This window comes from Maribacter sp. Asnod2-G09 (assembly GCF_045063795.1).
In the GTDB taxonomy this organism is placed as follows: domain Bacteria; phylum Bacteroidota; class Bacteroidia; order Flavobacteriales; family Flavobacteriaceae; genus Maribacter.
This window is the reverse complement of the sequence record NZ_JBEFOA010000003.1, coordinates 83,051-109,927: the sequence shown is the minus strand read 5'-3', so window position 1 is coordinate 109,927 and position 26,877 is coordinate 83,051. Positions and strand designations below refer to the sequence as shown.

Here is a 26,877-nt window from a genome sequence, read left to right as displayed (position 1 = left end):
AAATAACCTCGGGACAAGTCCGCGAGGCATTGAATTGAAAATAAAATTAATACTTCGACGCAAGCGTCCGAGCATTTAAATCTCGATTATCGAGTAAATACTAAGACAATTTAGAATCATCTTTAGGACCTTCAATTGCTGTTTGTTCTTTAGATCCAAAAAAGAATTTCTTTGCTCCTGCAAATAACGCTACTCCGCCTATTGCTATAAACTTCCAAAATTTAAGTATTAAAGCAAAGAATCCGGCTTTAGCCAAAATTTTACCAGCGATTAAACCTCCTATTCCGTAAGCAGCAACATCATCAAAATCAGGATCAAATTCAGAATACTTGTAACCTGTATTAAACGATACACTTCCTAAAATTGGATCTAAGTTATTCTCAACATCTTCAAGCGTGTCCATGTCACCAATAACATTTAGGTTCATGTAGCCCTTACGACCTAAAACTCTAATATTGTAATTTAAAGTACTGGTTTCCTCTTCTTCAAAAAGTAATTCTTTTGCCCAGTATAATTTCTTGTTTTCTGAATCATAATAAGGCTTTGTTGCCCAACCTATCAAATCTACAGTCGGGTATCCCATACTAGATCTTTGCGGATTTGCTTCTTTAACATCATCTTGCATTTCACTTAACAAGTCATCATAATCCATGTCTTGTGCATCGTCATCCTCAATATATCCATCTTCTGAATACGATATTTCAATAGCGTAAGTTGTTTCTACTGGAGTTTCATCTTCTTTAAGCAAAAGCCCCATAACAGACTCATCTCTTGGGTTTCCCCAAATATCAGAAAGTACACGCTGCGCTTGTTCACTATCTAAAAACTTATAGCCTTCTGGCACCATTATTTTGGCAACATCACCATTAAGCATAGACCTATCATAAATATAGGTAAAGGTATTTTCTAGGCTATCAGAATACATTTTATAACTGATCAACGCCTCTGTTTCTTCATCACTTAGATTAAGACTGTCGGCTATAAATTCTAGTCTTTCAATATCTTGAGCACGAGCTATACTAACAGTAACTAATAATGTAATAAAATAAATGAACTTGCTTTTCATTGGTTTTGGTTTAAAGGTTATATCATTTTTAACGCCTCAGCAAGTGTTTTATTCTCTACAGCACTACCTACAGTAAAACGGAGGGTATTCTCACATAATGGTTGTGTAGTACGATTTCTAACTACAACCCCTTTAGCTAATAATTGTTTATACCTAAGCGTAGCATCATCAACTTTTGCCAAAATAAAGTTTGCATCTGTAGGATAAATTTTTTCTACAAATGAAACTGTTTTTAAAGCCTCTTCTAATTTTGTCCTTTCAGCTAAAATTTCATTTACCTCGTTCTTAACAGAATTTAAATCTAACACACGAGTAGTTGCTTTCTCTTGTGTTAACTGATTCACATTATATGGAGGTTTAATTTTGTTCACCACCGCAATAATCTCCGCTGATGCAATACAAATACCTAAACGTATACCAGCCATACCATATGCCTTTGATAAGGTCTGAGTAATAATTAGATTCGGAAACTCTGCAAGTTTTGATGTCCAGCTTTCTTCGGATGAAAAATCGATATATGCCTCATCAATAACAACTAGACCATTGAAAAAATTTAAAAGCTCACTGATACTTTTTGTGGAAAAACTATTTCCCGTAGGATTGTTGGGAGAGCAAATGAACAACAGTTTCGTATGCTCATTAATTGCCTTTTTGATTTCAGAAACATTAGGCTGAAAATCATTAGTCAATAATACCTCTCTATTTTCTACTAGATTAATCCCTGAAAGCACCTTATACATTCCGTATGTAGGTGGAAGCGTTATTATATTATCTTGTTTAGGCTCACAGAAAGCCCTGAACAACAAATCTAAAACTTCATCGCTACCATTGCCTAAAAGTATATTTTCTTCCTTTATACGCTTCTGTTCAGCCAATGTAGCTTTCAAGCCTCTCTGTTGAGGATCTGGGTATCTATTAACTCCATTTTCAAACGGATTCTCATTTGCATCTAAGAAAACCATAGTCGAACCATCGGATACATATTCGTCCCGTGCAGAAGAATACGGACTCAAGCCCTTTACGTTTTCTCTTGTTATATTATCTAAATTGAAACTCATCAGTTCAATATGGTGTTGGTCATTGAGCGTAGCTGAAATGACATTATTTTAAACTATTTAATCTTAATGTTACTGCATTTTTATGTGCTTCTAAACCTTCTGCTTCTGCCATCAGTTCAATAGCATTACCAATTGTTTGAATACCATCTTTTGTAATTTTCTGAAAAGTCATACTCTTCATAAAACTATCAAGGTTTACACCACTGTATTGCTTAGCATATCCATTTGTTGGTAAAGTATGATTCGTGCCAGAAGCATAATCACCGGCACTCTCAGGAGTATAATTACCAATAAAAACAGAACCCGCATTCAGCGTATTATCGATATAGAAATCTTCATTATCTACACAAACAATGTAGTGCTCTGGTCCGTACTCATTTATTAAATCAATAGCATCTTGATCATTATCAACGTAAATCAATTTACTATTTGCAATTGCTTGTCTGGCAATTTCTTTACGCGGTAAATCTTCTAATTGAAGCGCAACCTCTTTCTCCACTGCATCAATCATTTCTTTAGAAGTAGAAACCAAAATCACTTGACTATCGACCCCATGTTCTGCCTGACTCAATAAATCGGAAGCTACAAAAACCGCATTTGCAGTATCATCGGCAACAACCAATAATTCAGAAGGACCTGCAGGCATATCTATAGCGACACCGTGCTTTGTTGCAATTTGCTTTGCTACGGTTACATATTGATTTCCTGGTCCGAAAACTTTATATACTTGCGGTATGGTTTCAGTACCAAAAGTCATACCGGCGATAGCTTGAATTCCCCCTACTTTTACAATTTTGGTTACTCCACATAAATCTGCCGTATACAAAATAGCAGGATTCAATTTCCCTTCCTTATCTGGAGGAGAACATAATACTATCTCATTACAACCTGCAATTGTAGCCGGTACCGCCAACATTAAAATAGTAGAAAACAAAGGAGCCGTTCCCCCAGGAATATACAATCCCACTTTCTGTATCGGTCTTTTTTCTTGCCAACAAGAAACTCCCGCTGTGGTTTCCACTTCAACCCTACCCGTTTTCTGAGCAGTATGAAAAACTTCGATATTCGATTTCGCTAGTTGAATAGCGGTTTTAAGGTCTTCTGAAACCAATGTTTTGGCTTCTTTAATTTCATTTTCTGAAATCAAAAGACCATCTAAATTTACCTTATCAAACTCCGTTGTATACTTTTTTAAGATACTATCACCACCAAGCTTAACTTCCTCAAAAATAGTGTTGACCAATCCTTCAATATCGGCAACAGTTTGGGTCGGACGCAAAAGAACATCTTTCCAATCTTGTCTTTTAGGATTATATATTTTGTTCATTTCTTTAACTAGCTATTAGCCTTAAGCTGTTCGCTCTTGGCAAAAAATAATTGTTTACAATAGCTAATAGCCAAAGGCTAATAGCTTAATTACAATACCATTTTCTCAATTGGGCAAACAAGAATACCTTCTGCACCTGCTTTCTTTAACTCATCGATTACTTCCCAGAATTTATCTTTATTGATTACAGTGTGTACTGAGCTCCAACCTTCATCTGCCAAAGGCAATACTGTCGGACTTCTCATTCCTGGTAAAAGTTTTAGAATGCCATCTAATTTATCATTTGGTGCATTAAGCAATACATACTTAGAACCTCTAGCTCTTAAAACAGACTGAATTCTAAATTGTAATTTTTCAAGCAATTCTTTTCGCTCCTCGGTAATTTTTGGAGAAACAGCGAGTACAGCCTCACTTGTCAACATTACTTCAACCTCTTTTAGGTTGTTTTTAAATAATGTACTACCACTAGAAACGATATCGCAAATAGCATCTGCCAGTCCAATATTAGGTGCAATTTCAACAGAACCACTAATAATGTGCAAATCAGCTTTAACACCTTTATCTTTCAAATAGTTCAATACTGTATTTGGGTAAGATGTTGCAATACGTTTACCTTCAAAATCTTTAACTGAATTGTACTTAACTGACTTTGGTACCGCCAAGGATACTTTGCATTTAGAAAAGCCTAGTTTTTCGGCAATTGAAATATCTTCGCCTTTTTCGATTAATACGTTTTCACCAATGATAGCAATATCTACCACTCCGTCTCTTAAGTATTGAGGTATATCTCCATTTCTTAAATAAAACACTTCCATTGGGAAGTTTCTTGAGGAAGCTTTAAGCTGATCTTTACCATTATCAATGGAAATTCCGCAGTCTTTTAAAATTTGAAGGGACTCCTCATTAAGTCTTCCCGATTTTTGAATAGCAATTCTAATTTTAGTCATTTTCTTTATTTAATGCTTGGCAACCAAAAGAGATTTAAATACAAAACCCGTTTGATTGCTCAAACGGGTTTTTAAAATATGTTGTTCTACTACAATACATTCCTACCTCGCCTGAGCGTGAATATGGAAATGATGATGTGTAGTTCTATTTTTCATTATACTGTAAAAGTAAAAGGTATTTTTCATTTCACAAAACAAAAGTTTAAAATGAAACAAAAATAAATAAGTCCGTGTTTTAGTTATTCCCTAAAATTAAAGGTAATCCTGAGTCTCCACCACCAACTACAATTACTTTAGAATTAGGTGATTCTGACAATTTTAATGTCGCATCGATACCTTTATCTTGAAGAATTTTATCTGTTAACGAAGCACTTAAAATTCTGTTCGCATCTGCTTTACCTTGTGCTTCAATAGTTACTTTTTCAGCTTCTTTCTTAGCGGTAACCAAACGAAACTCATATTCTAATGACTCTTGCTCTTGCTTTAATTTTCTTTCAATTGCATCTTTAATAGTCGGTGGCAAGGTAACATCTCTTACCAAAATCTCGTTCAATTGAATATATTGACCTGAAACTATTTTTTGAGTCTCATCAAATATTTCTTGCTGAATGGCATCTCTTTTACTTGAATACAATTGCTCTGGTGTATAACGACCAACTACTGAACGTGCCGCAGAACGTATGGTTGGTAAAAGAACTCTAGAAATATAGTCTTCACCTTTTTCTTGATGTAGTTTTCCTAAATCATTTCTAATTGGCTCGAACCAAGCAGATGCTTCCAATTTTATATCAAGACCATTACTAGAAAGTACATTCATTTTTTCAAGAACCTCTTGTTGACGTACTTCATAAACGGTAACCCTATTCCAAGGTGCTACTAAATGAAAACCTTCACCCATAGGTGGCTCATCAGTCACTACACCCCCACCAAAAGTTTTATACAAAACCCCTGCTTGACCAGAGTCTATTGTAACTGTTGATTTTGAAATTGCAATAATTACTACAATAAAAATAAATATTGCGGGTAACGCAATCTTTGGTAACTTATCCATTAATGTTTATTTAAATTAATCCGTTATATTTTCTGATAAACCATTCTGCTGCAAAGGCAAATACTATAATTGCCAAAAGCATTCTGAAATCAATCAAAGATACGATATTTTCAGTGCTTTTCTCGGTTGGCACATAAGCATCATTTTCTTTCAAATCTGCGAGTAGTTCTTCAATTTGAGAAGGATAAAATTGTTTTCCACCAGAGTTAATAGCCAGCTTTTCTAACTTTACATTATCGCTTGATACAAATTGATTCTCCATATCAAACTCAGAAATTACAAAATTACCAGTTTCAGTTTTTGACTCATTCGCTACAGAAACTACAAATTCATATGACCCAGCGATTAAATTAGATAGGTCTGCTTCGAAATATCCATTTTTAAAAACCATTGGGTTCGTTTGGACCTTTTTAGTATCTGTATTCGTTACTTTAATTTTCACTTTGGCATTTGGATCAAATAAAAATGCTTCATCAAAATATGTCGCCGTGATTACGGTATTACTACTACCCTCGTACACCTTTTCATAATCAACATTCAATCTCGACTTGTTCTTTGAACTAGTGAGATATCTAATTAGATTACCTATAAACTCATCGAAATTGACAAATTCATTTGTATTCCTAAAAGTCTGTACTCTCCATTTCCAAAGGTTCTCCCCCATTAATAGTGCAATTTTCTGAGAATTCTTCTCCATTACCGACAACAATGGTTGCTGAATATTCAGACCTTTTATTTGAGTGCCCAATAAAGATTCGTAGGGCAAAGTAATAAGTATTGGTCCAGCATCACTAACTAAAGGCGGAAAATCTGTTATATCAAAATTTGAAATATCATATTTTGTAAAAGCATTATTCAATAAACCGAACACCTCTTGCGGCGGATAACCATTCTCTATTTCAAAAGGTACATTGGCGTTATTCAAAAATGAGTAATCTGTTTGAGTACCGGTTATAATAAAGGTATTCGCGTTTTTACTCTTAGCGTATTCAAAAGAATTCTTGAATCTAGCTGTAGGCTGATAAAAAATAAACAAGTCTATATCTTCTAAAATACTATTTGCTACATTAGATTTTAAAATTGAAATTTCTCGTTGCTCATTACTTTCAATAGCCTTTTTAAGCGCACCCAAGTCCGGATGCAGAATATCTGAAATTAAAGCAATCTTAGTTTTCTCATCGATTACTTCGATACTCGTAGTTCTTCGATTATTCTTAATATTTCGTTCTTCTGCCAGCTGTGAAACTTCAACAACCAAATTTTTAATTCCCACTGAATTCGCCTCTACCTCAATAGAAATGGGTTTGTAATTATTCTGAGAATTTAATTTTACAATCTCTTTATGAACAACTTTTGAATTCATTTTAATAGCTACCGTAGCTGAAACAGCACTGTTACCTTGATAAGATACAAAGGTTTCTAACGGAAATTTATTCTTTAAAAAGGCGTATTTGTTGGTTTGAATAGTCCCAACCGAAATGTCTTTGTACTTAGTTGTGTCGCCTAAAACAACCGTGTAAATACTATTATTTTGATCGGATTTAAAATAGCTGTAATCTTGCCCAATAGTTTGATTTCCATCAGACAATAGAATAGTAACTGTCTGTTCACGTGCGTACACTTCTTTTAAAGCAGATAGCGATTTGTAGATATTGGTGTTTTTCTCTTGAAAAGAAAGACTATCAAAAATTTGTAGGTCAGCCCCAAAACTATAATCGGCAATTTTAAATCTATCTGCAATATCTTTTGATGACTTTATTTCAGATAATATTTCATTTAGTTGTGCTGCACTCTCAGTAATAGAGGTAGAATTATCAGCCAATATCACCAGATTAGGCTTCTCTAAAGTGTATGATTTTTGAGAGAACTGCGGATTGATGAGTAAAAGCAATAACCCGAAAATAGCTATAAAACGCAAAAAGGCTAAAAGCCAATGAATTTTGCTTTTAGCCTTCTGCTTATATATATATTGAAAAGCAACGATACCCAATGCTACAATAGCAGCAAGAATAATATACAATACCGTTATGCTTTCCATGTATAAACTAAAGTTATTCTTAAAAAGGAATCAAAAAAATAACATTCCTCCTGAGTTTGTTTTTGACTTAGGTTAACATACCTCCATCAACATTCAATACTTGACCAGTAACGTAACCAGACAAATCTGATGCAAAGAAAAGACAAGCATTTGCTATATCTTCAGTAGAACCACCACGTTTTAGAGGTATCCCATCTCTCCAACCTTGAACGGTTTTCTCATCTAACTTATCGGTCATCTCAGTTTCAATAAAACCAGGGGCGATAGCGTTACATCTAATATTTCTAGAACCTAATTCAAGAGCCACAGACTTTGTGAAGCCAATCATACCGGCTTTAGAAGCAGCATAATTTGTTTGACCAGCGTTACCTTTTACCCCAACAACACTACTCATGTTGATGATAGAACCACTACGTTGCTTTAATAAGGTTCTTTGTACTGCTTTCGTCATATTAAAAACAGATTTTAAATTGATATCGATAACTGCATCAAAATCAGCTTCTGACATACGCATAAGAAGATTATCTTTTGTGATACCAGCGTTATTGATCAATACGTCAATTCTTCCACCAAAATCTTCTAAAACCTTAGCTACTAATTCTTCAGCTTCTTTAAAACTAGCCGCATTACTTTTGTATGCCTTGGCATTAACGCCTTTTGCTTTCAATTCTTTCTCCAATTCTAAAGCCGGAGCTTCACTAGAGCTATAAGTAAATGCAACATTTGCACCGTAATCGGCAAAAACCTTGGCAATACCCATACCAATTCCTCTACTTGCTCCTGTAATGATGACGTTTTTATCTTGTAATAATTTCATAAGTCCGTTATTTAAAACCGAAGTTTACCAAATATACCTTTTGTTTAATTTATAGGCTAAAAAAAATCCCGCTATAAACGGGATTTTATATGAAAAATATGAGTTCTTAACCCATTACCTCTTTTACTTTTAAGCCAATTTCAGCAGGAGAATCCACAACGTGAATTCCACATTCTCTCATAATACGTTTTTTAGCTTGAGCAGTATCATCGCTACCACCAACAATTGCGCCAGCATGGCCCATTGTTCTACCAGCAGGTGCAGTTTCACCAGCAATAAAACCAACAACTGGTTTTTTACTTCCACTTGCTTTATACCACTGAGCAGCATCTGCTTCTAACTGACCACCAATTTCACCGATCATAACCACACATTTAGTTTCTGGGTCATTGATCAAAAGCTCAACAGCTTCTTTAGTAGTTGTTCCTATAATTGGATCACCACCAATACCGATTGCAGTTGTAATACCTAAACCTTGACGTACTACTTGATCAGCAGCTTCATAAGTTAATGTACCTGATTTAGATACGATACCAACATTACCCTCTTTGAAAACAAAACCTGGCATAATACCAACTTTAGCCTCACCCGGAGTAATAACACCAGGACAGTTAGGGCCGATTAAACGACAATCTCTATTTTTAATATAGTTGGCAACCTTAACCATATCGGCAACAGGAATACCTTCTGTAATTGTAATAATAACTTTAATACCTGCTTCTGCAGCTTCCATAATCGCATCTGCAGCAAAAGCTGGTGGAACAAATATGATAGTAGTATCTGCACCTACTTTCTCAACAGCTTCAGAAACCGTGTTGAAAACAGGTTTGCCTAAATGCTCTTGTCCTCCTTTACCGGGAGTAACACCACCTACGATATTAGTACCGTACTCAATCATCTGACCGGCGTGGAAAGTACCTTCACTACCAGTGAAACCTTGTACGATTATTTTGGAATCCTTATTTACTAATACGCTCATACTACTGTAGTTTTATTTTTGATTAGAACAAAAATATAAGTTGTTAATGACTTTTATAGCATTTACACCCTTATTTCTTATCCATTTTTTTAATTATTTCTGGAATCTTCTTGATATATGCCAATTGTTTCAACTTTTCACGTGATTCTTCGATAGGAGTACCGAAATAACTCTTACTACCTTTCACTGATTTTGTAACTCCGGTTTGACCCATTATTACCGCTTTTGCACCAATTGTTATTCCGCTATTGGTTCCCACTTGTCCCCAAATCGTAACTTCATCTTCTATAATAACACAACCAGCTATACCGGTTTGCGAAGCAATTAAACACTTCTCACCTATTACAGTATCATGACCCACATGAACTTGATTATCTAGTTTTGTACCAAAACCGATTGTTGTATCACCAGTAACACCTTTATCGATTGTACAAAGAGCACCAATATCTACATTATCTTTTAAAACGACTCTTCCACCAGATATTAGTTTATCGAATCCTTCGGGTCGTTTTTTATAATAAAATGCATCAGCACCTAAAACACTACCTGCATGTATGGTAACATTATTACCTACAATACAATTATCATAAATAGTAACGTTTGAGTGTATAAGGCAATTATCACCTATATCAACATTATTACCTATAAAGCAATTGGGTTGAATAACGGTATCTTTCCCGATTTTCGCAGTAGCAGCAATTGTTTGACTACTTGGCACAAACGGCTGAAAGAATGTAGTTAATTTATTAAAATCTCTAAATGGATCATCTGAAATTAACAATGCTTTACCTTTAGGGCATTCTACATTTTTATTGATTAAAATCACCGTAGCCTTAGACTGCAGTGCTTTATCATAGTACTTTGGATGATCTACAAAGACAATATCTCCGTTTACTACAACATGAATTTCATTCATGCCTAAAACCGGAAAATCATCATGCCCAACATATTCGCTAGATATAATATCTGCAATCTGTTTTAATGAAAAAGTAGTCGGAAATTTCAATTAATTCGCTTAATTCTAATTAATTAATATATTCTATTCTTTTACACGTTCCATATAAGAACCTGAAGAAGTATCTATCTTAACTTTATCACCTTCGTTAATGAATAACGGAACATTCACCTCTGCACCTGTCTCAACTGTAGCAGGCTTAGTAGCATTAGTAGCTGTATTTCCTTTAACACCAGGTTCAGTATATGTAATTTCTAAAACTACACTTGCAGGCATTTCTACAGATAAAGGCATACTATCTTCTGTATTGAACATAATTTTAACCACTTCACCTTCTTTTAATAGTCCCGGTGCATCAAGAGAACTCTCTTGCAATGTAATTTGGTTGTAATCATCGGTATTCATAAAGTGATATGTTTCACCTTCTGGATATAGATATTGGTAAGAACGTGTTTCTACACGTACATCTTCTATTTTATGACCAGCTGAAAAAGTATTGTCCAATACTTTACCAGACGTAACACTTTTTAATTTGGTACGAACAAAAGCAGGACCTTTACCCGGTTTTACGTGTAAAAATTCAATAATCTTATAGATATCGTTATTATATCTTATGCAAAGTCCTTTTCGTATATCTGATGTAGATGCCATTCGTAATGTGTATTAATATTGTTAACTTAAGTTTAAAGTAATTCTTTAATTATTGCTGAAATAACCTTTCATGATTCCACGTTGAGAATCACGAATAAATTGCAAAATCTCGTCACGTTCAGGTGTTGCTTCCATCTCCGCTTCAATTATTTGAACAGCTTGAGTGTTGTTATAATTCTTTTGATATAGAATTCTGTAGATATTCTGAATTTCCCTAATTTTATCAGATACAAATCCTCTTCTTCTTAATCCCACAGAATTGATTCCCACATAAGATAAAGGCTCTCTTGCTGCTTTTACATAAGGCGGAACATCTTTTCTTACCAAGGAACCTCCAGTTACAAAAGCATGTTGACCAACAGATACAAATTGATGTACTGCTACCAAACCAGCCAATATAACATTGTCACCAATAGTAACGTGACCTGCTAATGTAGAGTTATTTGAGAAAATACAGTTATCGCCAACCAAGCAATCATGTGCCACGTGGCAATATGCCATTATCAGACAATTTTTACCGATAACAGTTTTCATACGATCAGAGGTGCCTTTGTGTATGGTAGCACATTCTCTAATAGTAGTGTTATCGCCGATTTCAACGGTAGTCTCTTCACCATCGTATTTTAAATCTTGTGGAGAAGCAGATATTACGGCACCAGGAAAAATATTACAATTCTTACCAATACGAGCACCTTCCATTATGGTCACATTTGACCCGATCCAAGTGCCATCGCCAATGATAACGTTATTATGGATAGTTGTAAACGGTTCAACTACTACGTTTTTAGCAATTTTAGCTCCCGGATGTATATAGGCTAAAGGTTGATTCATTCTATGTTCTTTTAACTATTTGCGCCATTAATTCAGCTTCACTCACCAATTTGTCATTTGCGTATGCATAAGCTTGCATATGACAAATACCTCTTCTAATCGGTGTAATTAAACTACAGTGAAATATTAATGTATCGCCTGGCAATACTTGCCTTTTAAATTTCACCTTATCTATTTTCATAAATAAAGTCAAATAATTTTCTGGATCCGGCACAGTACTTAAAACTAAAATACCACCTGTTTGTGCCATCGCTTCTACTTGAAGCACACCTGGCATTACAGGAGCACCTGGAAAGTGACCAACGAAGAAAGGTTCGTTCATCGTCACATTTTTCATACCCACAACATGCTTATCTGATAGTTCGATTATACGATCTATTAATAAGAAAGGTGGTCTGTGAGGTAACATATCCATTATTTTATGGATATCCATTAAAGGAGGTAGACTTAAGTCGTACTTCGGAACTTTATTTCGTTTTTCTAATTTGATAATTTGTGAAAGCTTCTTCGCAAATTGATTGTTTACGTAATGACCAGGCTTGTTAGCAATTACCTTACCACGTATACGTGTACCAATTAATGCTAAATCACCAATAACATCTAATAATTTATGTCTTGCTGCTTCGTTAGGCTGGTGTAATGTTAGGTTATCTAAAATACCATTTGCCTTAACAGAAAGCTTCTTTTTATCAAAAGCCTTCTCTAATTTCGTCATGGTAGCTTGAGAAATTTCCTTGTCTACATAAACAATAGCATTGTTTAGATCACCACCTTTTATTAGTCCGTTTTCCAAAAGCATTTCTAACTCGTGTAGAAAACTAAAGGTACGGGCATTTGAAATTTCAGATTTAAAATCAGAAAGTTTTTCTAATGTAGCGTTTTGGGTTCCTAAAACTTTAGTTCCAAAATCAACCATTGTCATCAACTGATATTCGTCTGATGGTATAATTGTTATTTCACTACCTGTCTCTTCATCCTTAAAAGAAATTACATCTTTAACAATATATTCTTCACGTTCAGCTTCTTGCTCAACGATACCAGCATTCTCTAAAACTTCTACAAAGAATTTAGAAGAACCATCCATAATAGGTGGCTCTGCAGCGTTCAACTCAATTAGTACATTATCTATTTCAAGCCCTACCAAAGCTGCCAAAACATGCTCTGAAGTCTGAATTTTAACACCATTCTTCTCTAAGTTGGTGCCTCTTTGTGTGTTTATAACTAGGTTAGCATCAGCTGGTATAATTGGTTCTCCTTCTAAATCTACCCTTTTAAATGCATAACCGTGGTTTTCATCTGCAGGTAAAAATTTAATGGTAACATTGCTTCCAGTATGTAAACCAACTCCCGTTAGGCTTACTTCTTTACTAATTGTTCTTTGTTTGTTGTTTATTGTACTCATCGTCAATCTTTCTTTTCTAAGGTGTCGATTCTACTTATTATTCTCGGTAAATTCTTAAAATGAACATATGATTTGTTGTAATCACCATAATTTAATGCAGGTGATCCTTGCAGCACTTCATTATCCTTAACATTTCTTCCTATACCCGATTGTGCCTGTATTTTTACATTGTCACCAATAACGATATGACCTACGATACCTACTTGCCCACCGATCATACAATGCTTGCCTATTTTTGTAGAACCCGCAATACCAGTTTGTGCAGCAATAACCGTATGCTCGCCAATTTCAACGTTATGTGCAATCTGTATTTGATTGTCTAGCTTCACTCCTTTTCTTAAAATTGTAGAACCTAAAGTTGCCCTATCAATTGTAGTACCGGCACCTATATCAACATTATCTTCTAAAATAACATTACCGGTTTGTGGCACTTTTACAAACTCACCATCTTCATTTGGCGCGAAACCAAATCCGTCAGCACCTAACACAGAACCACTATTAACGACACAGTTATTACCGATAATGGTTTCTGAATAGACTTTAGCGCCTGCAAAAAGTATTACGTTATTACCAATTTTTACATTATCACCAATGTAAACATTAGGGTATACTTTCACATTATCTCCCAATGTTACGTTATTTCCTAAATATGCAAAAGCACCAATGTAAACATCGGCACCATAGGTTGCAGTATCCGACTTAAAAATCGGTTCTTCAATACCTACCTTATTGTTTTTGACCTGGTTATAGTATTCTAGTAATTTAGAAAACGATTTATACGCATCTTCAACCTTTATTAAAGTGGTAAATAAATCTTGTTCTGGAACAAAACTCTTATTGACTATCGTAACCGATGCCTTTGTCTTGTAAATGAATGAAGTATATTTCGGATTAGCTAAAAAAGTAAGGGAGCCTTCTTCGCCTTCCTCGATTTTAGCAAGTTTATGTACGGCTATTTCTGGATTTCCATGCACTTCTCCTTCTAAGATACCTGCAATCTGACCTGCTGTAAATTTCATGAGCGTAAAAGTAAGAAAAATTGTTAAACCCCTTCTTTAGGATAACACATATAATATTTGGTTACCGTTTTTGAAAGTGCATTTAAATTAAGGTGATCAGATAATTTGGCTACGTCGGTTATCTTTCCGTTTTTTCTTAAAATGTTGATAGTCTGATGTTGCCTGTCGTATGCTTTATTTTTCAGCTCGCCTCTGAAGACAAAATAAGACGTTTCTTCATCGGTAAGATTATAGTGTGTTTTTACCTTATTAAACTGAGATAAAAACTTACTTTCTGTTACCGGTTCTTTCTTGACCTTAATATGTAGCAGTTTTCTATCGATAATCATTTCACAGAGTGATGATAATACAAAATCATCTGAAAATTGCCATTCTTTTAGGGCTGCGAGAATATCAACATCATCTAGTTTTGCGAATTTTGCTAATATTTCGCTGTTAAAATTATTGATATCAATATGATTAGATAAGAAATACTTTAATGCATCACTACAATTTAAAGACTCCCCTTTTTCGATAAGAAAGCGTGCTCTTTTCAATATACTAATTAGCACACGTTCGGCTACTACAGCGGTTTTATGCAAATAAACTTGCCAATACATAAATCGACGCGCCATTAAAAATTTCTCAACAGAGTAGATGCCTTTCTCTTCAATAACCAAATTACCATCAACTACATTTAGCATAGTAATTAGTCTTTCGGCATTTGTATTACCCTCGGCAACGCCTGTATAGAAACTATCTCTTTTTAAATAGTCTAATCGGTCCATATCTAACTGACTAGACACCAACTGATTTAAGAATTTTTTTGAATGATTACCCGTAAATATGGATATTGCCTCCGTTAAACTTCCGTTAAATCGCTGATTGAGTTCTTCCATAAATTGAAGCGAAATAAACTCATGGCTTACACCTTCAACAATACTATGCTCCATAGCATGAGAAAAAGGACCATGCCCAATATCATGTAAAAGAATAGCTATTAACAGTCCGTCTTCTTCACCTTGCGTTATCTCAACCCCTTTAAAACGAAGTACTTGAATAGATTTCTGCATTAAATACATACAACCTAATGCATGATGAAACCTGGTATGGTGTGCCCCAGGATAAACTAAATACGATAACCCCATTTGAGAAATTCTACGAAGCCTTTGAAAGTAAGGATCTGCAATCAGGTCAAAAACGAGCGTACTAGGTATTCTTATAAAACCGTAAATTGGGTCATTAAAGATTTTCAGTTTGTTTGATGTCTTCAATATTGTATTGTCTTTTCTAAAATTAACATTTCAAAGTTATACAAAAGCAATAGGATAGAAATTGATTATCAGTAAAATAATAATACAATGAACAAGATAAAAATACTTTGGGTAGATGATGAAATTGATTTACTCAAGCCACATATAATCTTTTTAGAATCAAAAAACTACAGTGTTATCACCTGCCAAAGCGGACAAGAAGCATTGGAGGAATTAGCCGAGACCAGAGTAGATATCGTTTTTTTAGATGAAAATATGCCTGGTATATCTGGTTTGGAGACACTTTCAGAAATTAAAATAATAGATAATTCTTTACCGGTTGTAATGATTACAAAGAGTGAAGAAGAATCTATAATGGAAGATGCTATCGGTTCTAAAATTGCCGATTATCTTATAAAACCAGTAAATCCGAATCAGATTCTGCTTTCCTTGAAAAAGAATTTAGACCACTCAAGGTTGGTTTCTGAGAAGACCACTAGTAATTATCAGCAAGAATTTAGAAAGATTGCGATGGATTTATCTATGGTAAATTCATATCAAGAATGGGCAGATTTATATAAAAAATTGATTTATTGGGAATTACAGTTAGAAGAAATTGAGGACAGCGGAATGTTTGAAATTCTAGAATCTCAAAAAACGGAAGCAAATCAACAATTCGGCAAGTTTGTAGAGCGTAATTACGAAGATTGGTTTACTGATGCCGATGCCCCTATAATGTCTCATACTCTATTCAAGGAATGGATAGCACCTGAAATCAAAGATTCAAAAACATTATTGATAGTTGTCGATAACTTACGTTATGATCAATGGTACGCATTTGAAGATACGGTCAACTCATTTTATAAAAAGAAGAAGGAAGATTCGTATTATAGTATTCTACCAACAGCTACACAATACGCACGTAATGCAATATTCTCTGGTCTAACTCCGCTTGACATGGAGAAAAAATATCCAGAATGGTGGAAAAACGATACCGATGAAGGCGGTAAAAACTTATTTGAAGACAAATTCTTAGGTGCTCAATTAAAAAGACTCGGTTTAGATTTAAAATGGGAATACCATAAAATTAGTAGCCTAAAACAAGGAAAGCATTTAAGTCAGAATTTCAAAACTCAAAAAGATAATGACTTAACGGTAATCGTTTACAATTTTGTAGATATGCTATCCCACTCCAAAACAGAAATGGAGGTAATTAAAGAATTGGCTTCAAATGATAAATCTTATAGATCTCTAACCACCAGCTGGTTTAAAAACTCACCAATGCTAGAGATTATTCAGCAAGCACAGACATTAGGAATGAAATTGATCATAACCACTGATCATGGTACAATAAATGTAAAATCACCATCTAAAGTAGTTGGTGATCGAGATACGAGTTCAAACCTACGTTACAAAACTGGTAGAAGTCTTACCTATGAAAAGAACGATGTACTAGCCGCCAAAGACCCTAAATCTATTTACTTACCTAGTATAAATATGAGCAGCTCTTATATTTTTGCTAAAAATGACTTTTTCTTTGCCTACCCTAATAACTACAATCATTATGTTAGCTACTATAGAAATACCTACCAACATGGCGGTGTCTCATTAGAAGAAATGATAATACCTTTTGTAGTTTTGGAACCTAAATAGATTTACACCCATGGAATTCATTTATACGAAAAGTGACTTAAAAAATATAGCACAGCAAATAATAAAATCAACGAGCAGCATGACTTTGGCATTTTACGCCCCTATGGGTGCGGGCAAAACAACATTAATCAAAGCACTTGTAAAAGAGTTAGGTAGCAATGATAATGTTAGCAGCCCAACATTCGGACTCGTAAACGAATATGCGTTAGATTCTGGTGAATTACTAGGTTATCATTTTGATTTTTATCGTTTAGATGATGAGGAAGAAGCGATGGATATGGGACTAGATGATTACTTGGCTTCTGGTAGTTGGATATTTATAGAATGGCCCGAAAAAATACCAAGCCTAATACCTACTGATGTTCAGTATATAAAAATAGAAATTTTGAATGAAGAAACTAGAAAATTGACGCTTTCATAATATGCCCAAATAACTTTGATGCGACAGTTTTGAACAAAAATTAAATTCACACATCGTTTAGCGTTAATTTTTATTGCATTTTTTCGATGAAAAACCAACAATTCGACAAAACGCTCAATTAATCGGTTAAAAGGCGCAATTTTAACGATAAAGGGAATTTTATCTGTATATTTTTTCTTACGTTTGTAGGAGAACTAAATATTTAGTATAACCAAAAACCCCTTGAAAATGAAAAACAAAAAAACATTCTTAGCATCAATCGCTTTAGGCGTTTTCCTTTTAGCAATGGCTGCACCAGTTATTGATATTGACAATCAACAAGTTGGAATAGATAAAAGAAAATTAAAAGAAAAGATTTAATTTTAAATTTTTTCTTTTAAAAAAGGACGTATTCTAATACGTCCTTTTTTTATACTTTTTCTTGAATATCGTCGTTAAAAGTCTATAGATAATTGTTAATGACGCGCAAAGTAAAGAATAAGGAAGCCCAAAGGAAGATTCTTATGGAATCTATAATGGTTTTTTTTATAGCCATTTCTCCCTTTTTATATAAGCTTTATGAATATATTCCAGAAGCTACAAATAGCTCTATTACCATATTAGGTATAACTATAGATAGTCATGGATTTGCAGATGTCTCTACCTTCATTTGGTTTATGATGGGTAAGATAGTCCCTTTGTATTTATTGATATTCTGGTTTCTTACAGTTAAAAATTGGTGGTACCATATAATTCTTATACCAATTGCTATGTATGCATTTCAAATTTTCGAAGTGCTATATAACTATGATAATGACATTGATACGGAAAATCTACTTTGGCTACTTCCTATTTGTATAATAATTATTCCGTTTGTTTACTTTTTGAGAATTAAACTGTACGACAAATATGTTTTAGGCATTGACTTAGAGGCTATGGATGCTGAACTTGAAGAACTAAAAGCAAAAGGACTTAGCAGTAAAGATGACTACAGTGAAATAAATACATCCGATGAGCAAGACGCTGAAATCCCAACCATAGCTGAAGATATAAATGAAAAATTATCTACAGGAAACTTAGAGCATATTTTTAAGACTGTTCAAAATCGTATTCAAGGCTGGTTACAGTTAAAATCTTAACTATTCAATATCTTTAAAAAAGTACAAATCATTCATTTCTTTAAAAATTGTACATTTGAGTTTCAAGTCATTGATTTGAACAACTCATTATTAAGTTATGAACCAACCCACTTCACCTTTTAGTAAGCACCAATTAATTCCACAAGAGGAAACCCTAGAGGTTTTGCGTCAAAAAGGAGAATTGTACATTGGCATCCCCAAAGAGAATCAATACCAAGAAAAAAGAATTTGCCTTACTCCCGATGCCGTAAATGCAATTACTGCAAATGGTCATCGTGTTTTAATAGAATCTGGCGCTGGTGAAGGCGCTCATTACTCTGATGCTGATTATGTTACTGCTGGTGGAGAAATTACTCGAGACACCAAGAAAGTTTTCGCTTGTCCGTTAATTTTAAAAGTAGAGCCTCCTACCCTAACAGAAATAGAATATATAAATCCGCAAACTACTATTATATCTGCACTTCAGATTAAGACACAGTATAAAGAATATTTTGAAGAATTAGCAAGAAAGCGAATTACCGCTATTGCATTTGAATACATTCGTGATGAAGAAGGTAAATATCCTGCAGTTCGTTCACTTAGTGAAATTGCCGGTATTTCTTCAGTACTAATCGCGGCAGAACTAATGGCTGCCAACAATAATGGTAACGGACTAATGTTTGGTAATATTAGTGGTGTACCACCTGTAGAAGTCGTTATTATTGGCGCAGGAACAGTCGGTGAATTCGCAGCACGCTCTGCAATAGGTATTGGTGCAAATGTCAAGGTTTTTGATAATTCTATTACCAAACTTAGAAACATACAGACCAACTTAAAACAAACAGTCTATACATCTACTATTCAGCCTAAAAACCTATTAAAAGCCTTAAAACGTTGCGATGTGGCTATTGGAGCAACAAGAGGTAAAGATAGATCTCCTGTTGTGGTAACCAGCACAATGGTCGAGCACATGAAAAAAGGAGCTGTTATTATTGATGTAAGTATTGATACTGGAGGATGTTTCGAAACTAGCGAAATAACTGACCACAACAAGCCCACTAGAAAGAAATTTGACGTCATTCACTATGGCGTACCAAATATTCCGTCTAGATATCCAAAAACAGCATCCGTTAGTATAAGCAACATATTCACTCCTTATTTATTAAAAATTGGAGAAGATGGCGGATTAGAAAATTCTCTTCGTTTTGACAAAGGTTTGCGTAACGGACTTTACATGTACCACGGAATATTGACTAATAAATCTGTAGGAGAATGGTTCGATTTACAATACAGTGATATAAATTTCCTTATTTTTTAGAATACTAAGTGCATTCCTTTTCCTATCCATTTTAAAAGGCATAATTTTGCGATCCTAAAAGTATGGAAGCATGAATATGGATTTTATCAAAAGGTTAGGTTTTTTCTTGGTTGGCTTATCTATAGGCATCGTATTTCTGACCTTTTTTCTAAAAAAGAAATCTCAAGAAACGGGAGTATATTTCTGTTACCTACCAGACTGTAGAACATTAAAAGACATTAGATCTAAATCTATGTATTACAGTGACGAAGCAACACAAAAGCTAAAAGAGTTTGAATTAGATTCTATTGGTGTTACCTATATTTTAACAGAAGGAGATGTTGATTTCAGTAAAAGTGATACAAAATCCGTTCCTTGCAAAACCTACATTGTAGAGTCTGAGTACAAGGAACGAGATTATATATTTACAGTAAGAAATTGCAGAGAAAAAGCTTCTATTGATAAAGTAGAACGAAAATAATCTCAATTAAATTTTTCTGCGTTTTCTTTCTGCTTTCAACAATGAAAGCTCTCTACTTGTTTGTCCGGCAACCGATGTATTTTCATCTGCCCTTCTAATTAAATAAGGCATCACATCACGTACTGGTCCGAATGGTAAGTATTTAGCAACATTATATCCATTTGAAGCCAAATTATAGGAGATATGATCACTCATACCATATAATTGTCCGAACCAAATATGGGTATTATTTTTTTCGATACCTCTTTCCTCCATTAACTCCATTAAACGATAACAACTATCTTCATTGTGTGTACCAGAAAATATAGATAACGAATCTAGATTATCTATCATATATTCAATAGTTGCATTAAAGTTATCGTCTGTTTCTTTTTTGGTTTTACAAATAGGAGAAGTATACCCCTTTTCTTTTGCACGATCATTTTCCTTTTCCATATAAGCACCTCGAACCACTTTCATACCAACTAAGAATCCATCTTTCTTTGCTCGTTCTTGTAGTGATTTTAAATAAGGCAGGCGATCCCACCTGTAAGTCTGTAACGTATTAAATACAATCCTTTTCTTTTTGTTGTATTTACGCATCATGTCTTCAGCAAGGTTGTCTGCCGCATCTTGCATCCAGCTTTCTTCACCATCAATAAGCAATGATACTTCAAGGTCGTGTGCCTTTTTACAAACTTTATCAAACCTATTAATAACACGTTGCCATTCTGCTTCTTCATCTTTGGTAAGTTCTTTTTTCTCGCTAACCTTTTGATACAAAGCAAAACGACCAAAACCTGTTGGCTTAAAAACAGCAAAAGGTATTGCCTCTTTTTCTTTAACAAAGTCCAAAATGGTTAAGATTACTTCGGTAGCAGAGTCAAAGGGATCCTCTTCTTCTTTACCTTCTACAGAATAATCTAAAACCGAACAAACTCCCTTTTCCCACATTCGATCAACCACAGGCAAACAATCACGTTCATTTACACCACCACAAAAATGGTCAAAAACAGTAGCTCTAATTAATCCCTCGACAGGTAAATGAGCTTTAAAAGCAAAATTTGTAATAACTGAACCCATTTTCACTAAAGGTTCATTTGAAATCATCTTAAAAAGAAAATAAGCTCTTTCTAATTCTGAATCTGATTTTAAGGCAAATGCCGTTGCTGTATTTTCAAAAATTTGGTCCATTCCTTATAATTTCTATAACGATCAAATATAATCACAGAATTTATAATCCTAAGACTAAAAATTACCTTTATTTTGCGGTCATATAGTCATTAATATTAAGTCATTTTTTCGATGGATTCTATAATTTCAGATTCTTACGCAGTACATTTCAACGAAAATGCTTTTCAAGCATTGAACAATCATCTAACAGAAAAAAGATATTCTACTATTTTTATTTTAGTGGATGAAAACACGCATGAGCTTTGCTTGCCAAATTTTATGGCAGAAATTAATGGTGACTATCAGTTTGAAATTATTGAAATTGAATCAGGAGAAATAAACAAAAATATTGAAACCTGTGTTGGCGTTTGGGAAGCTTTATCTGAATTAGGTGCTGATCGTAAAAGTATCTTAATAAATTTAGGTGGTGGTGTATTAACAGATATGGGCGGCTTTATAGCATCTACATTTAAAAGAGGGATAGACTTTATTAATGTACCTACTACCCTATTATCTATGGTAGACGCCTCGGTTGGCGGAAAAACTGGTGTTGACCTAGGTTCTTTAAAAAATCAAATTGGCGTCATTAATCAGCCTGAAATGGTTCTTGTAGTTCCTGATTTTCTTGATACATTAGAAAATAGACAAGTTATAAGCGGATTTGCAGAAATGCTAAAACACGGTCTTATTCAAGACACAAGCTATTGGGAAGCACTGAAAGAAGCTGATGGCTTAGAAGATATGAAAAAGCACATTCTTACATCTATTCAAATTAAGAACAAGGTGGTGCTTCAAGACCCTACAGAACAAAACATACGTAAGATTTTAAATTACGGACACACACTTGGTCATGCCATAGAATCTTATTTCTTAGAAAGCGATTCAAAAGAAATGCTATTACATGGAGAGGCAATTGCCATTGGTATGATTCTAGAAGGATATCTCTCTAATAAACTATTAAAACTTTCAAATGAATCTTTAGCCGATATAAAAACTACTTTTTTAAATAGATATGATAAAGTAGAATTTTCAAATGAAGATATTGAGAACATTCTTAAACTAATGAAGTACGACAAGAAAAACTCTCATGGTAAAGTGAATTTTGTATTATTAAAGTCTATTGGAAGCCCTGAATATGACATTGAAATTCCTGTAGAATTATTCACTGAAGCATTCGCTTACTACAAAGTTTAAAAAGTTCACATACTTAAAACAGCACTTTCACAACTCTAAAAATTGACTTGTTGCAATTATTGCTAGTTTAGTTATAGATAAACTCAACCTTCTATAAATAAATAAGTTATGACAAGACGCCTTATTGATTACCGTAAATTAGACCACCAATTAGCAACATTTTTAATAGAAACTTATCCTCATGGATATGGTGATGAAGATATCATTTGTTTTAAAAATATTAAAGGAGATTATGTCGAAGCTGTAGAGCTAAAAACCGCCGAGACCTTATACTTAGTTAAAATAAGTAAAAGCCTTTCTAACTTCATTGCAAACTTTGAAGAGAACATAGAAAAAGAGTTAACACCTAAAACACCAGAAGAAGTTATGCAATCGGAAAATATGACCAAAGCACTTTATTTAAACTTCGAAATGGAATCTGAAGAAGAGCTAGATTAATTAAAATAGCGTTCTTGTAAAATATTTTCATGATGCTTTTGGTGACCACTGATCACTAGACCTAATGCAGCTACAGACCAAGGAATACCACTAGCGGTACCCATTCTTTTTTGATTTGCATTTAGCATAGTATCGAACAAACTAATTGAAGAATCACGAACATTAAGATATTCTTTTAATATATCTTCTTTTGTACGCTGGTTGGCATTACTTTCTGTAACGAAGGTATTATGGTCAAAACCTGGTAATGAGGTTTTGTCGTTTCTAGATATTCTAAAAGCACGATACTGAAACACACGTTCCGTATCAATTAAGTGAACCAAAACTTCAGCTACAGTCCACTTATCTTTTCCATAACTATATAAAAATTGTTCATCAGTTAAACCTTGAACTAAATCTTCAAAACTTTTTCTACCGCTTAATAACGCAGATTTTAAATCTTCTTCTTCATCAAGAGTTTTCAAATAAGTACCGTAAAAAAATTGTAATTCGTCTTCTTGTAAATCCTTAACTGTCATTCTGAAAATTTAAAAATTGAAAATCAAAAAAGCCCAATCATAAAAGATAACCGGGCTTTTTTTAAGTTAGTTGAATAAGTTAATATCTATAACTCATTAAAAATAGTATGCATCAAACGTTTTTTATCATTAAAACTTTCTTCTAATGAAATCATCGTTTCTGTTCTACTAATACCATCGATATCATCTATTTTAAAGATAATGTTTTTAGCATGCGTAGTATCCTTTGCTCTAATTTTACAGAAAATATTGAATTTACCTGTTGTAATATGTGCAATAGTAACGTTTGGTATTTGATTTAAACGCTCAAGCACAAATTTAGTTTGATGTGTTTTTTCAAGAAAAATACCTACATATGCTATAAAGGCATAACCAAGTTTCACATAATCCAAAGTAAGTGATGAACCTTTTATGATTCCCGCTTCTTCCATTTTCTTAACTCTTACGTGCACCGTACCGGCAGATATAAGAAGTTTTTTTGCAATATCAGTAAAAGGGGTTCTAGTGTTGTCAATCAACATATCTAGAATTTGGTGGTCTATTTCGTCTAATTTGACTTTGCCCATAGTTGTAAAATTTTTGCCAAAAATAAAAAATAATCACATTAAATTCATTGAAACTTGATTTTTTTTACTGAAAACGTAAACAATATTACATTTTCAAAGAAATAAGACAATAAATATCACGAAAGCAGCTGCAACAAATCCTTTTCTTTGAGCCACAAAATATCATTTTCATCATTGCAGTTCAATGTCTTATGACCAAATATAGCTTTAGGCATCTTATCAAAATGATGTAATTGAGGTTTAAAGACTATTTCACCCTCTGTCAAAGCCTCTCTATATTGTATGGGTACAATTTCAGTTTTAGTGATACTATTTTCAATATAATTAGGATTAACCACCAAGATATCTACAAATTGTTTCCCGTTTTCTGGTATTGATAAATACTGCTCTACTGTATAATCAGAAATAGTACCTTTTGATATCACTTGAATTCCTTTTAGTATTGCTTTGTAAATAAGCACCCTAGTTTTGTCTCTGTCGTAGTCACCAGGATAATGCCCTGATTCGAACAATATAGTAGGTGTTTCTCGCATTTGAAAAGCATCACCAACACAATTAGCGTTAAAACCATCATCATATCTACCAACCTGCCCAGGTATTTCTTTTTGCAGTTTATCATTCATTGCCGCAATAAGCTGCATACTTAAGATACGAGAAGGCGAATTATTTCTGTCTTGGTCGAAAGCAGGTGCCAAAAAAGAAACCGTTGCTGGTTTGCTTGTATCACCCACATTAAATATGGTTCGCTGATCGTGAAGATTAAAACAATAGTCCGGCTTAAATTCATCATAAACCGCTTTTAAAACATGACTCTCTGGTTGAGACAAATCTTGTGCATCTCTATTAAGATCAATTCCGTTAGCATTGACCCTAGTATAATCGCGAGCTCCATCAGGACTTAATATTGGAATAATTTTTAGCGTACAAGATTTAGATATTTCTAAAACTTCAGCAATGTCTTGTTTTAAATAACTTAATAAATCAACAACCGCTTTGGTAGTTGTTGATTCATTGCCATGCATTTGAGACCACATTAAAACTTTATTTGGACCACTACCAAACGTGATACTTTTTATAGATTCTTTTCTTACCGATTCTCCAACTACTTCAATTTTAAAAGAAGTCGGTAACGTTTTTAAAAACTCATTTATATGGTCATAGTTAATATACCTTCTAGAAATGGTAGGTACCATTATTTTATTATAATCCAAATCTTTCATTCTGCTAATGCTTTAATACTAGGCAAAAATACTACAGCCTTTGTTTACAATTGTAAACATAAAGTATTTCAATATTTACTTCGTTCTTTTAATGTAATTTACAATTTTAACTTTTTCTTATATTTTAATATTAATACACTATAAATCAGTACAATAAAACATTTAATATAAAGGCAGACTTTACTTTATTTTTTAGTTTTATAAGTATATCAATAACCTTTTAACAATCTAAATTAAAGAATACATTAACTTTGTAAACATGCTAGATACCACTTCTTTTCTATCAAGATTAAAGACCATTTTAGCGCACAATGAGTTATCATCTGCTGCGTTTGCAGATTTAATACAAGTGCAAAGATCTAGTATTTCTCACTTGCTAAACGGAAGAAACAAACCAAGTTTAGAGTTTATTATTAAGGTCGATCAAGCCTTTGCAGAAGTAGATTTACAATGGTTGTTATACGGAACAGGAACTTTCCCTAAAATTAAAACCAACCCCACTACAGAACTTAGTGACGCCAAAGATGCCATAAAAAAAGTTACTAACGAGAAGAAAGAAAAAAGCTTAGAACGAATAATTATGTTCTATACTGATGGTACTTTTAAAACGTATTCTGAGTTTTAAAATCTATTCATAATCACGCACTATTATTACGTTTTTCTACCAACTTCACTCCTATTTTCTTTAATTTGCAGTATGAAGAAAAATTTGATTTTGACAGCTGCTCTAAGTATAATTCTTTGCTCATGCTATCAACCTGAACGTGATTGCGAAAAGTACAAAACGGGGTCTTTTAAGTTTACCTACGAAGTTGGCGATACTATAAAAGAAGGAAAATTTATAAGAACAGCTGATTATAGTGTAGACTATTATGAAAATAAAATAGATAGCGCCACGGTACGCTGGTTCAATGATTGCGAATTCGTTTTACAAGACATTCATAGCAAAACTGCGATTCAATATAAAATTATTAGCACAACCGACTCATCATACACCTTTCAATACAAAAGTGCCGTGAAGGATCCGAATAAAAAACTAATTGTAAAAACGGGAACTGCAATAAAAACTAACTAAACATTGTTTAGATTTTGTTGAATAAAGATACCTAAATCACACTACCAACTTTAGGGTTTTCAGAAATAGATTTAAGTGCTAATATTATGATTACCAAATCTATTGTTGTTAGTGAACTAAACCCTGATAAAACAAGCTAAGTACCTAACAAGCATACACTTTTAACACCATTATCCGCGCTTCAATCCTAAAAATATCTAAGGAACCATTTTGCGTTTTCAACACTGACTGCGTGACTTGTAACATGAAGAAATTCATAAATTGAAAAGGAACAAAAAAATCTGTAACCGCAATAGAGCTTAAAGTCTTCTTACAATCTCAAAAAAAAGCTCCAATTAAGCATTTGCTTAATTGGAGCTTTTATAGTTACTACTATTAGTTTAAAAAGATAT

At 33.7% G+C, this 26,877-nt stretch carries 28 protein-coding genes; 10 read left to right on the top strand and 18 right to left on the bottom strand.

What is annotated here, in order from left to right:
• Positions 1-100: 100 nt before the first annotated feature.
• The 14 genes from ACJJVT_RS04330 to ACJJVT_RS04265 form a co-directional block, all read right to left on the bottom strand.
• Entirely contained in the window at positions 101-1,066 is a 966-nt protein-coding gene (locus ACJJVT_RS04330; RefSeq protein WP_299317033.1) for a DUF2167 domain-containing protein, read from the bottom strand.
• A 17-nt stretch (positions 1,067-1,083) separates the two neighbouring features.
• A complete protein-coding gene (hisC, locus tag ACJJVT_RS04325) occupies positions 1,084-2,124 on the bottom strand; it encodes a histidinol-phosphate transaminase (protein ID WP_405396817.1) in 1,041 nt (346 codons plus the stop codon).
• A 43-nt stretch (positions 2,125-2,167) separates the two neighbouring features.
• Entirely contained in the window at positions 2,168-3,451 is a 1,284-nt protein-coding gene (hisD, locus tag ACJJVT_RS04320) for a histidinol dehydrogenase (protein ID WP_405396816.1), read from the bottom strand.
• Between the two features lie 89 nt (positions 3,452-3,540).
• A complete protein-coding gene (gene hisG, locus ACJJVT_RS04315) occupies positions 3,541-4,398 on the bottom strand; it encodes an ATP phosphoribosyltransferase (RefSeq protein ID WP_299799489.1) in 858 nt (285 codons plus the stop codon).
• A gap of 235 nt (positions 4,399-4,633) precedes the next feature.
• Positions 4,634-5,449 carry a prohibitin family protein gene (locus tag ACJJVT_RS04310; RefSeq protein ID WP_133671014.1) on the bottom strand — a complete coding sequence of 272 codons (816 nt, stop codon included), beginning with the start codon at positions 5,447-5,449 and terminating at the stop codon, positions 4,634-4,636.
• A 10-nt stretch (positions 5,450-5,459) separates the two neighbouring features.
• Entirely contained in the window at positions 5,460-7,487 is a 2,028-nt protein-coding gene (locus ACJJVT_RS04305) for a VWA domain-containing protein (protein WP_405396815.1), read from the bottom strand.
• 67 nt (positions 7,488-7,554) lie between these two features.
• Positions 7,555-8,304: a 3-oxoacyl-[acyl-carrier-protein] reductase gene (gene fabG / locus ACJJVT_RS04300; RefSeq protein WP_405396814.1), complete on the bottom strand. Its 750-nt coding sequence runs from the start codon at positions 8,302-8,304 to the stop codon at positions 7,555-7,557.
• Between the two features lie 106 nt (positions 8,305-8,410).
• Positions 8,411-9,283 (bottom strand): succinate--CoA ligase subunit alpha, encoded by an 873-nt coding sequence (sucD, locus tag ACJJVT_RS04295; RefSeq protein ID WP_133671017.1) that lies wholly within the window; start codon positions 9,281-9,283, stop codon positions 8,411-8,413.
• A gap of 70 nt (positions 9,284-9,353) precedes the next feature.
• Entirely contained in the window at positions 9,354-10,289 is a 936-nt protein-coding gene (locus tag ACJJVT_RS04290) for a UDP-3-O-(3-hydroxymyristoyl)glucosamine N-acyltransferase (protein ID WP_405396813.1), read from the bottom strand.
• Between the two features lie 33 nt (positions 10,290-10,322).
• Complete coding sequence (gene efp, locus ACJJVT_RS04285) at positions 10,323-10,889, bottom strand: elongation factor P (RefSeq protein ID WP_299799485.1); 567 nt, start codon at positions 10,887-10,889, stop codon at positions 10,323-10,325.
• A gap of 45 nt (positions 10,890-10,934) precedes the next feature.
• Complete coding sequence (lpxA, locus tag ACJJVT_RS04280; RefSeq protein WP_133687493.1) at positions 10,935-11,720, bottom strand: acyl-ACP--UDP-N-acetylglucosamine O-acyltransferase; 786 nt, start codon at positions 11,718-11,720, stop codon at positions 10,935-10,937.
• 1 nt (position 11,721) lies between these two features.
• Entirely contained in the window at positions 11,722-13,122 is a 1,401-nt protein-coding gene (locus ACJJVT_RS04275; RefSeq protein WP_405396812.1) for a bifunctional UDP-3-O-[3-hydroxymyristoyl] N-acetylglucosamine deacetylase/3-hydroxyacyl-ACP dehydratase, read from the bottom strand.
• Positions 13,123-13,124: 2 nt separating this feature from the next.
• On the bottom strand, positions 13,125-14,141 hold the full coding sequence (gene lpxD, locus ACJJVT_RS04270) for a UDP-3-O-(3-hydroxymyristoyl)glucosamine N-acyltransferase (protein ID WP_405396811.1): 1,017 nt from the start codon (positions 14,139-14,141) through the stop codon (positions 13,125-13,127).
• A gap of 23 nt (positions 14,142-14,164) precedes the next feature.
• A complete protein-coding gene (locus ACJJVT_RS04265) occupies positions 14,165-15,394 on the bottom strand; it encodes an HD domain-containing protein (protein ID WP_324027561.1) in 1,230 nt (409 codons plus the stop codon).
• 87 nt (positions 15,395-15,481) lie between these two features.
• On the opposite strand from ACJJVT_RS04265, the gene ACJJVT_RS04260 reads away from it, so the two are divergent.
• From ACJJVT_RS04260 to ACJJVT_RS04235, 6 genes are all read left to right on the top strand, one after another.
• Positions 15,482-17,026: a PglZ domain-containing protein gene (locus tag ACJJVT_RS04260; protein ID WP_405396810.1), complete on the top strand. Its 1,545-nt coding sequence runs from the start codon at positions 15,482-15,484 to the stop codon at positions 17,024-17,026.
• 10 nt (positions 17,027-17,036) lie between these two features.
• Positions 17,037-17,447, top strand: coding sequence for a tRNA (adenosine(37)-N6)-threonylcarbamoyltransferase complex ATPase subunit type 1 TsaE (tsaE, locus tag ACJJVT_RS04255; RefSeq protein WP_405396808.1), 411 nt, complete (start codon positions 17,037-17,039; stop codon positions 17,445-17,447).
• 228 nt (positions 17,448-17,675) lie between these two features.
• The gene (locus ACJJVT_RS04250) at positions 17,676-17,807 is read left to right on the top strand and encodes a hypothetical protein (RefSeq protein WP_405396807.1); all 132 of its coding nucleotides are present in this window, start codon (positions 17,676-17,678) and stop codon (positions 17,805-17,807) included.
• 143 nt (positions 17,808-17,950) lie between these two features.
• Positions 17,951-18,565, top strand: a complete 615-nt coding sequence (locus ACJJVT_RS04245) for a hypothetical protein (RefSeq protein WP_405396806.1) — start codon at positions 17,951-17,953, stop codon at positions 18,563-18,565.
• 97 nt (positions 18,566-18,662) lie between these two features.
• Positions 18,663-19,862, top strand: a complete 1,200-nt coding sequence (locus tag ACJJVT_RS04240; protein ID WP_405396804.1) for an alanine dehydrogenase — start codon at positions 18,663-18,665, stop codon at positions 19,860-19,862.
• 70 nt (positions 19,863-19,932) lie between these two features.
• The gene (locus tag ACJJVT_RS04235) at positions 19,933-20,322 is read left to right on the top strand and encodes a DUF4258 domain-containing protein (RefSeq protein ID WP_405396803.1); all 390 of its coding nucleotides are present in this window, start codon (positions 19,933-19,935) and stop codon (positions 20,320-20,322) included.
• 6 nt (positions 20,323-20,328) lie between these two features.
• Here ACJJVT_RS04235 and ACJJVT_RS04230 read toward each other — a convergent pair whose 3' ends face one another.
• Positions 20,329-21,495: a proline dehydrogenase family protein gene (locus ACJJVT_RS04230; protein WP_405396802.1), complete on the bottom strand. Its 1,167-nt coding sequence runs from the start codon at positions 21,493-21,495 to the stop codon at positions 20,329-20,331.
• Between the two features lie 111 nt (positions 21,496-21,606).
• Here ACJJVT_RS04230 and aroB point away from each other — a divergent pair, with 111 nt between their 5' ends.
• A complete protein-coding gene (gene aroB / locus ACJJVT_RS04225) occupies positions 21,607-22,668 on the top strand; it encodes a 3-dehydroquinate synthase (RefSeq protein WP_405396800.1) in 1,062 nt (353 codons plus the stop codon).
• 108 nt (positions 22,669-22,776) lie between these two features.
• Complete coding sequence (locus ACJJVT_RS04220) at positions 22,777-23,106, top strand: hypothetical protein (RefSeq protein ID WP_405396798.1); 330 nt, start codon at positions 22,777-22,779, stop codon at positions 23,104-23,106.
• On the opposite strand, the gene ACJJVT_RS04215 is transcribed toward ACJJVT_RS04220, so the two are convergent.
• The 3 genes from ACJJVT_RS04215 to ACJJVT_RS04205 all read right to left on the bottom strand — a co-directional run bounded on the left by ACJJVT_RS04215 (position 23,103) and on the right by ACJJVT_RS04205 (position 25,410).
• Positions 23,103-23,624 carry a DinB family protein gene (locus ACJJVT_RS04215; RefSeq protein WP_405396796.1) on the bottom strand — a complete coding sequence of 174 codons (522 nt, stop codon included), beginning with the start codon at positions 23,622-23,624 and terminating at the stop codon, positions 23,103-23,105. The two genes, ACJJVT_RS04220 and ACJJVT_RS04215, sit on opposite strands and share 4 nt — an antisense overlap.
• Before the next feature lie 86 nt (positions 23,625-23,710).
• Positions 23,711-24,190, bottom strand: coding sequence for an Lrp/AsnC family transcriptional regulator (locus ACJJVT_RS04210; RefSeq protein WP_027066901.1), 480 nt, complete (start codon positions 24,188-24,190; stop codon positions 23,711-23,713).
• A gap of 116 nt (positions 24,191-24,306) precedes the next feature.
• Entirely contained in the window at positions 24,307-25,410 is a 1,104-nt protein-coding gene (locus tag ACJJVT_RS04205) for a M14 metallopeptidase family protein (protein ID WP_405396793.1), read from the bottom strand.
• A 259-nt stretch (positions 25,411-25,669) separates the two neighbouring features.
• On the opposite strand from ACJJVT_RS04205, the gene ACJJVT_RS04200 reads away from it, so the two are divergent.
• Together ACJJVT_RS04200 and ACJJVT_RS04195 are read left to right on the top strand one after the other, a co-directional pair.
• Entirely contained in the window at positions 25,670-26,035 is a 366-nt protein-coding gene (locus tag ACJJVT_RS04200) for a helix-turn-helix transcriptional regulator (RefSeq protein WP_405396791.1), read from the top strand.
• 72 nt (positions 26,036-26,107) lie between these two features.
• Positions 26,108-26,485 (top strand): hypothetical protein, encoded by a 378-nt coding sequence (locus ACJJVT_RS04195; RefSeq protein WP_405396790.1) that lies wholly within the window; start codon positions 26,108-26,110, stop codon positions 26,483-26,485.
• Positions 26,486-26,877 lie beyond the last annotated feature (392 nt).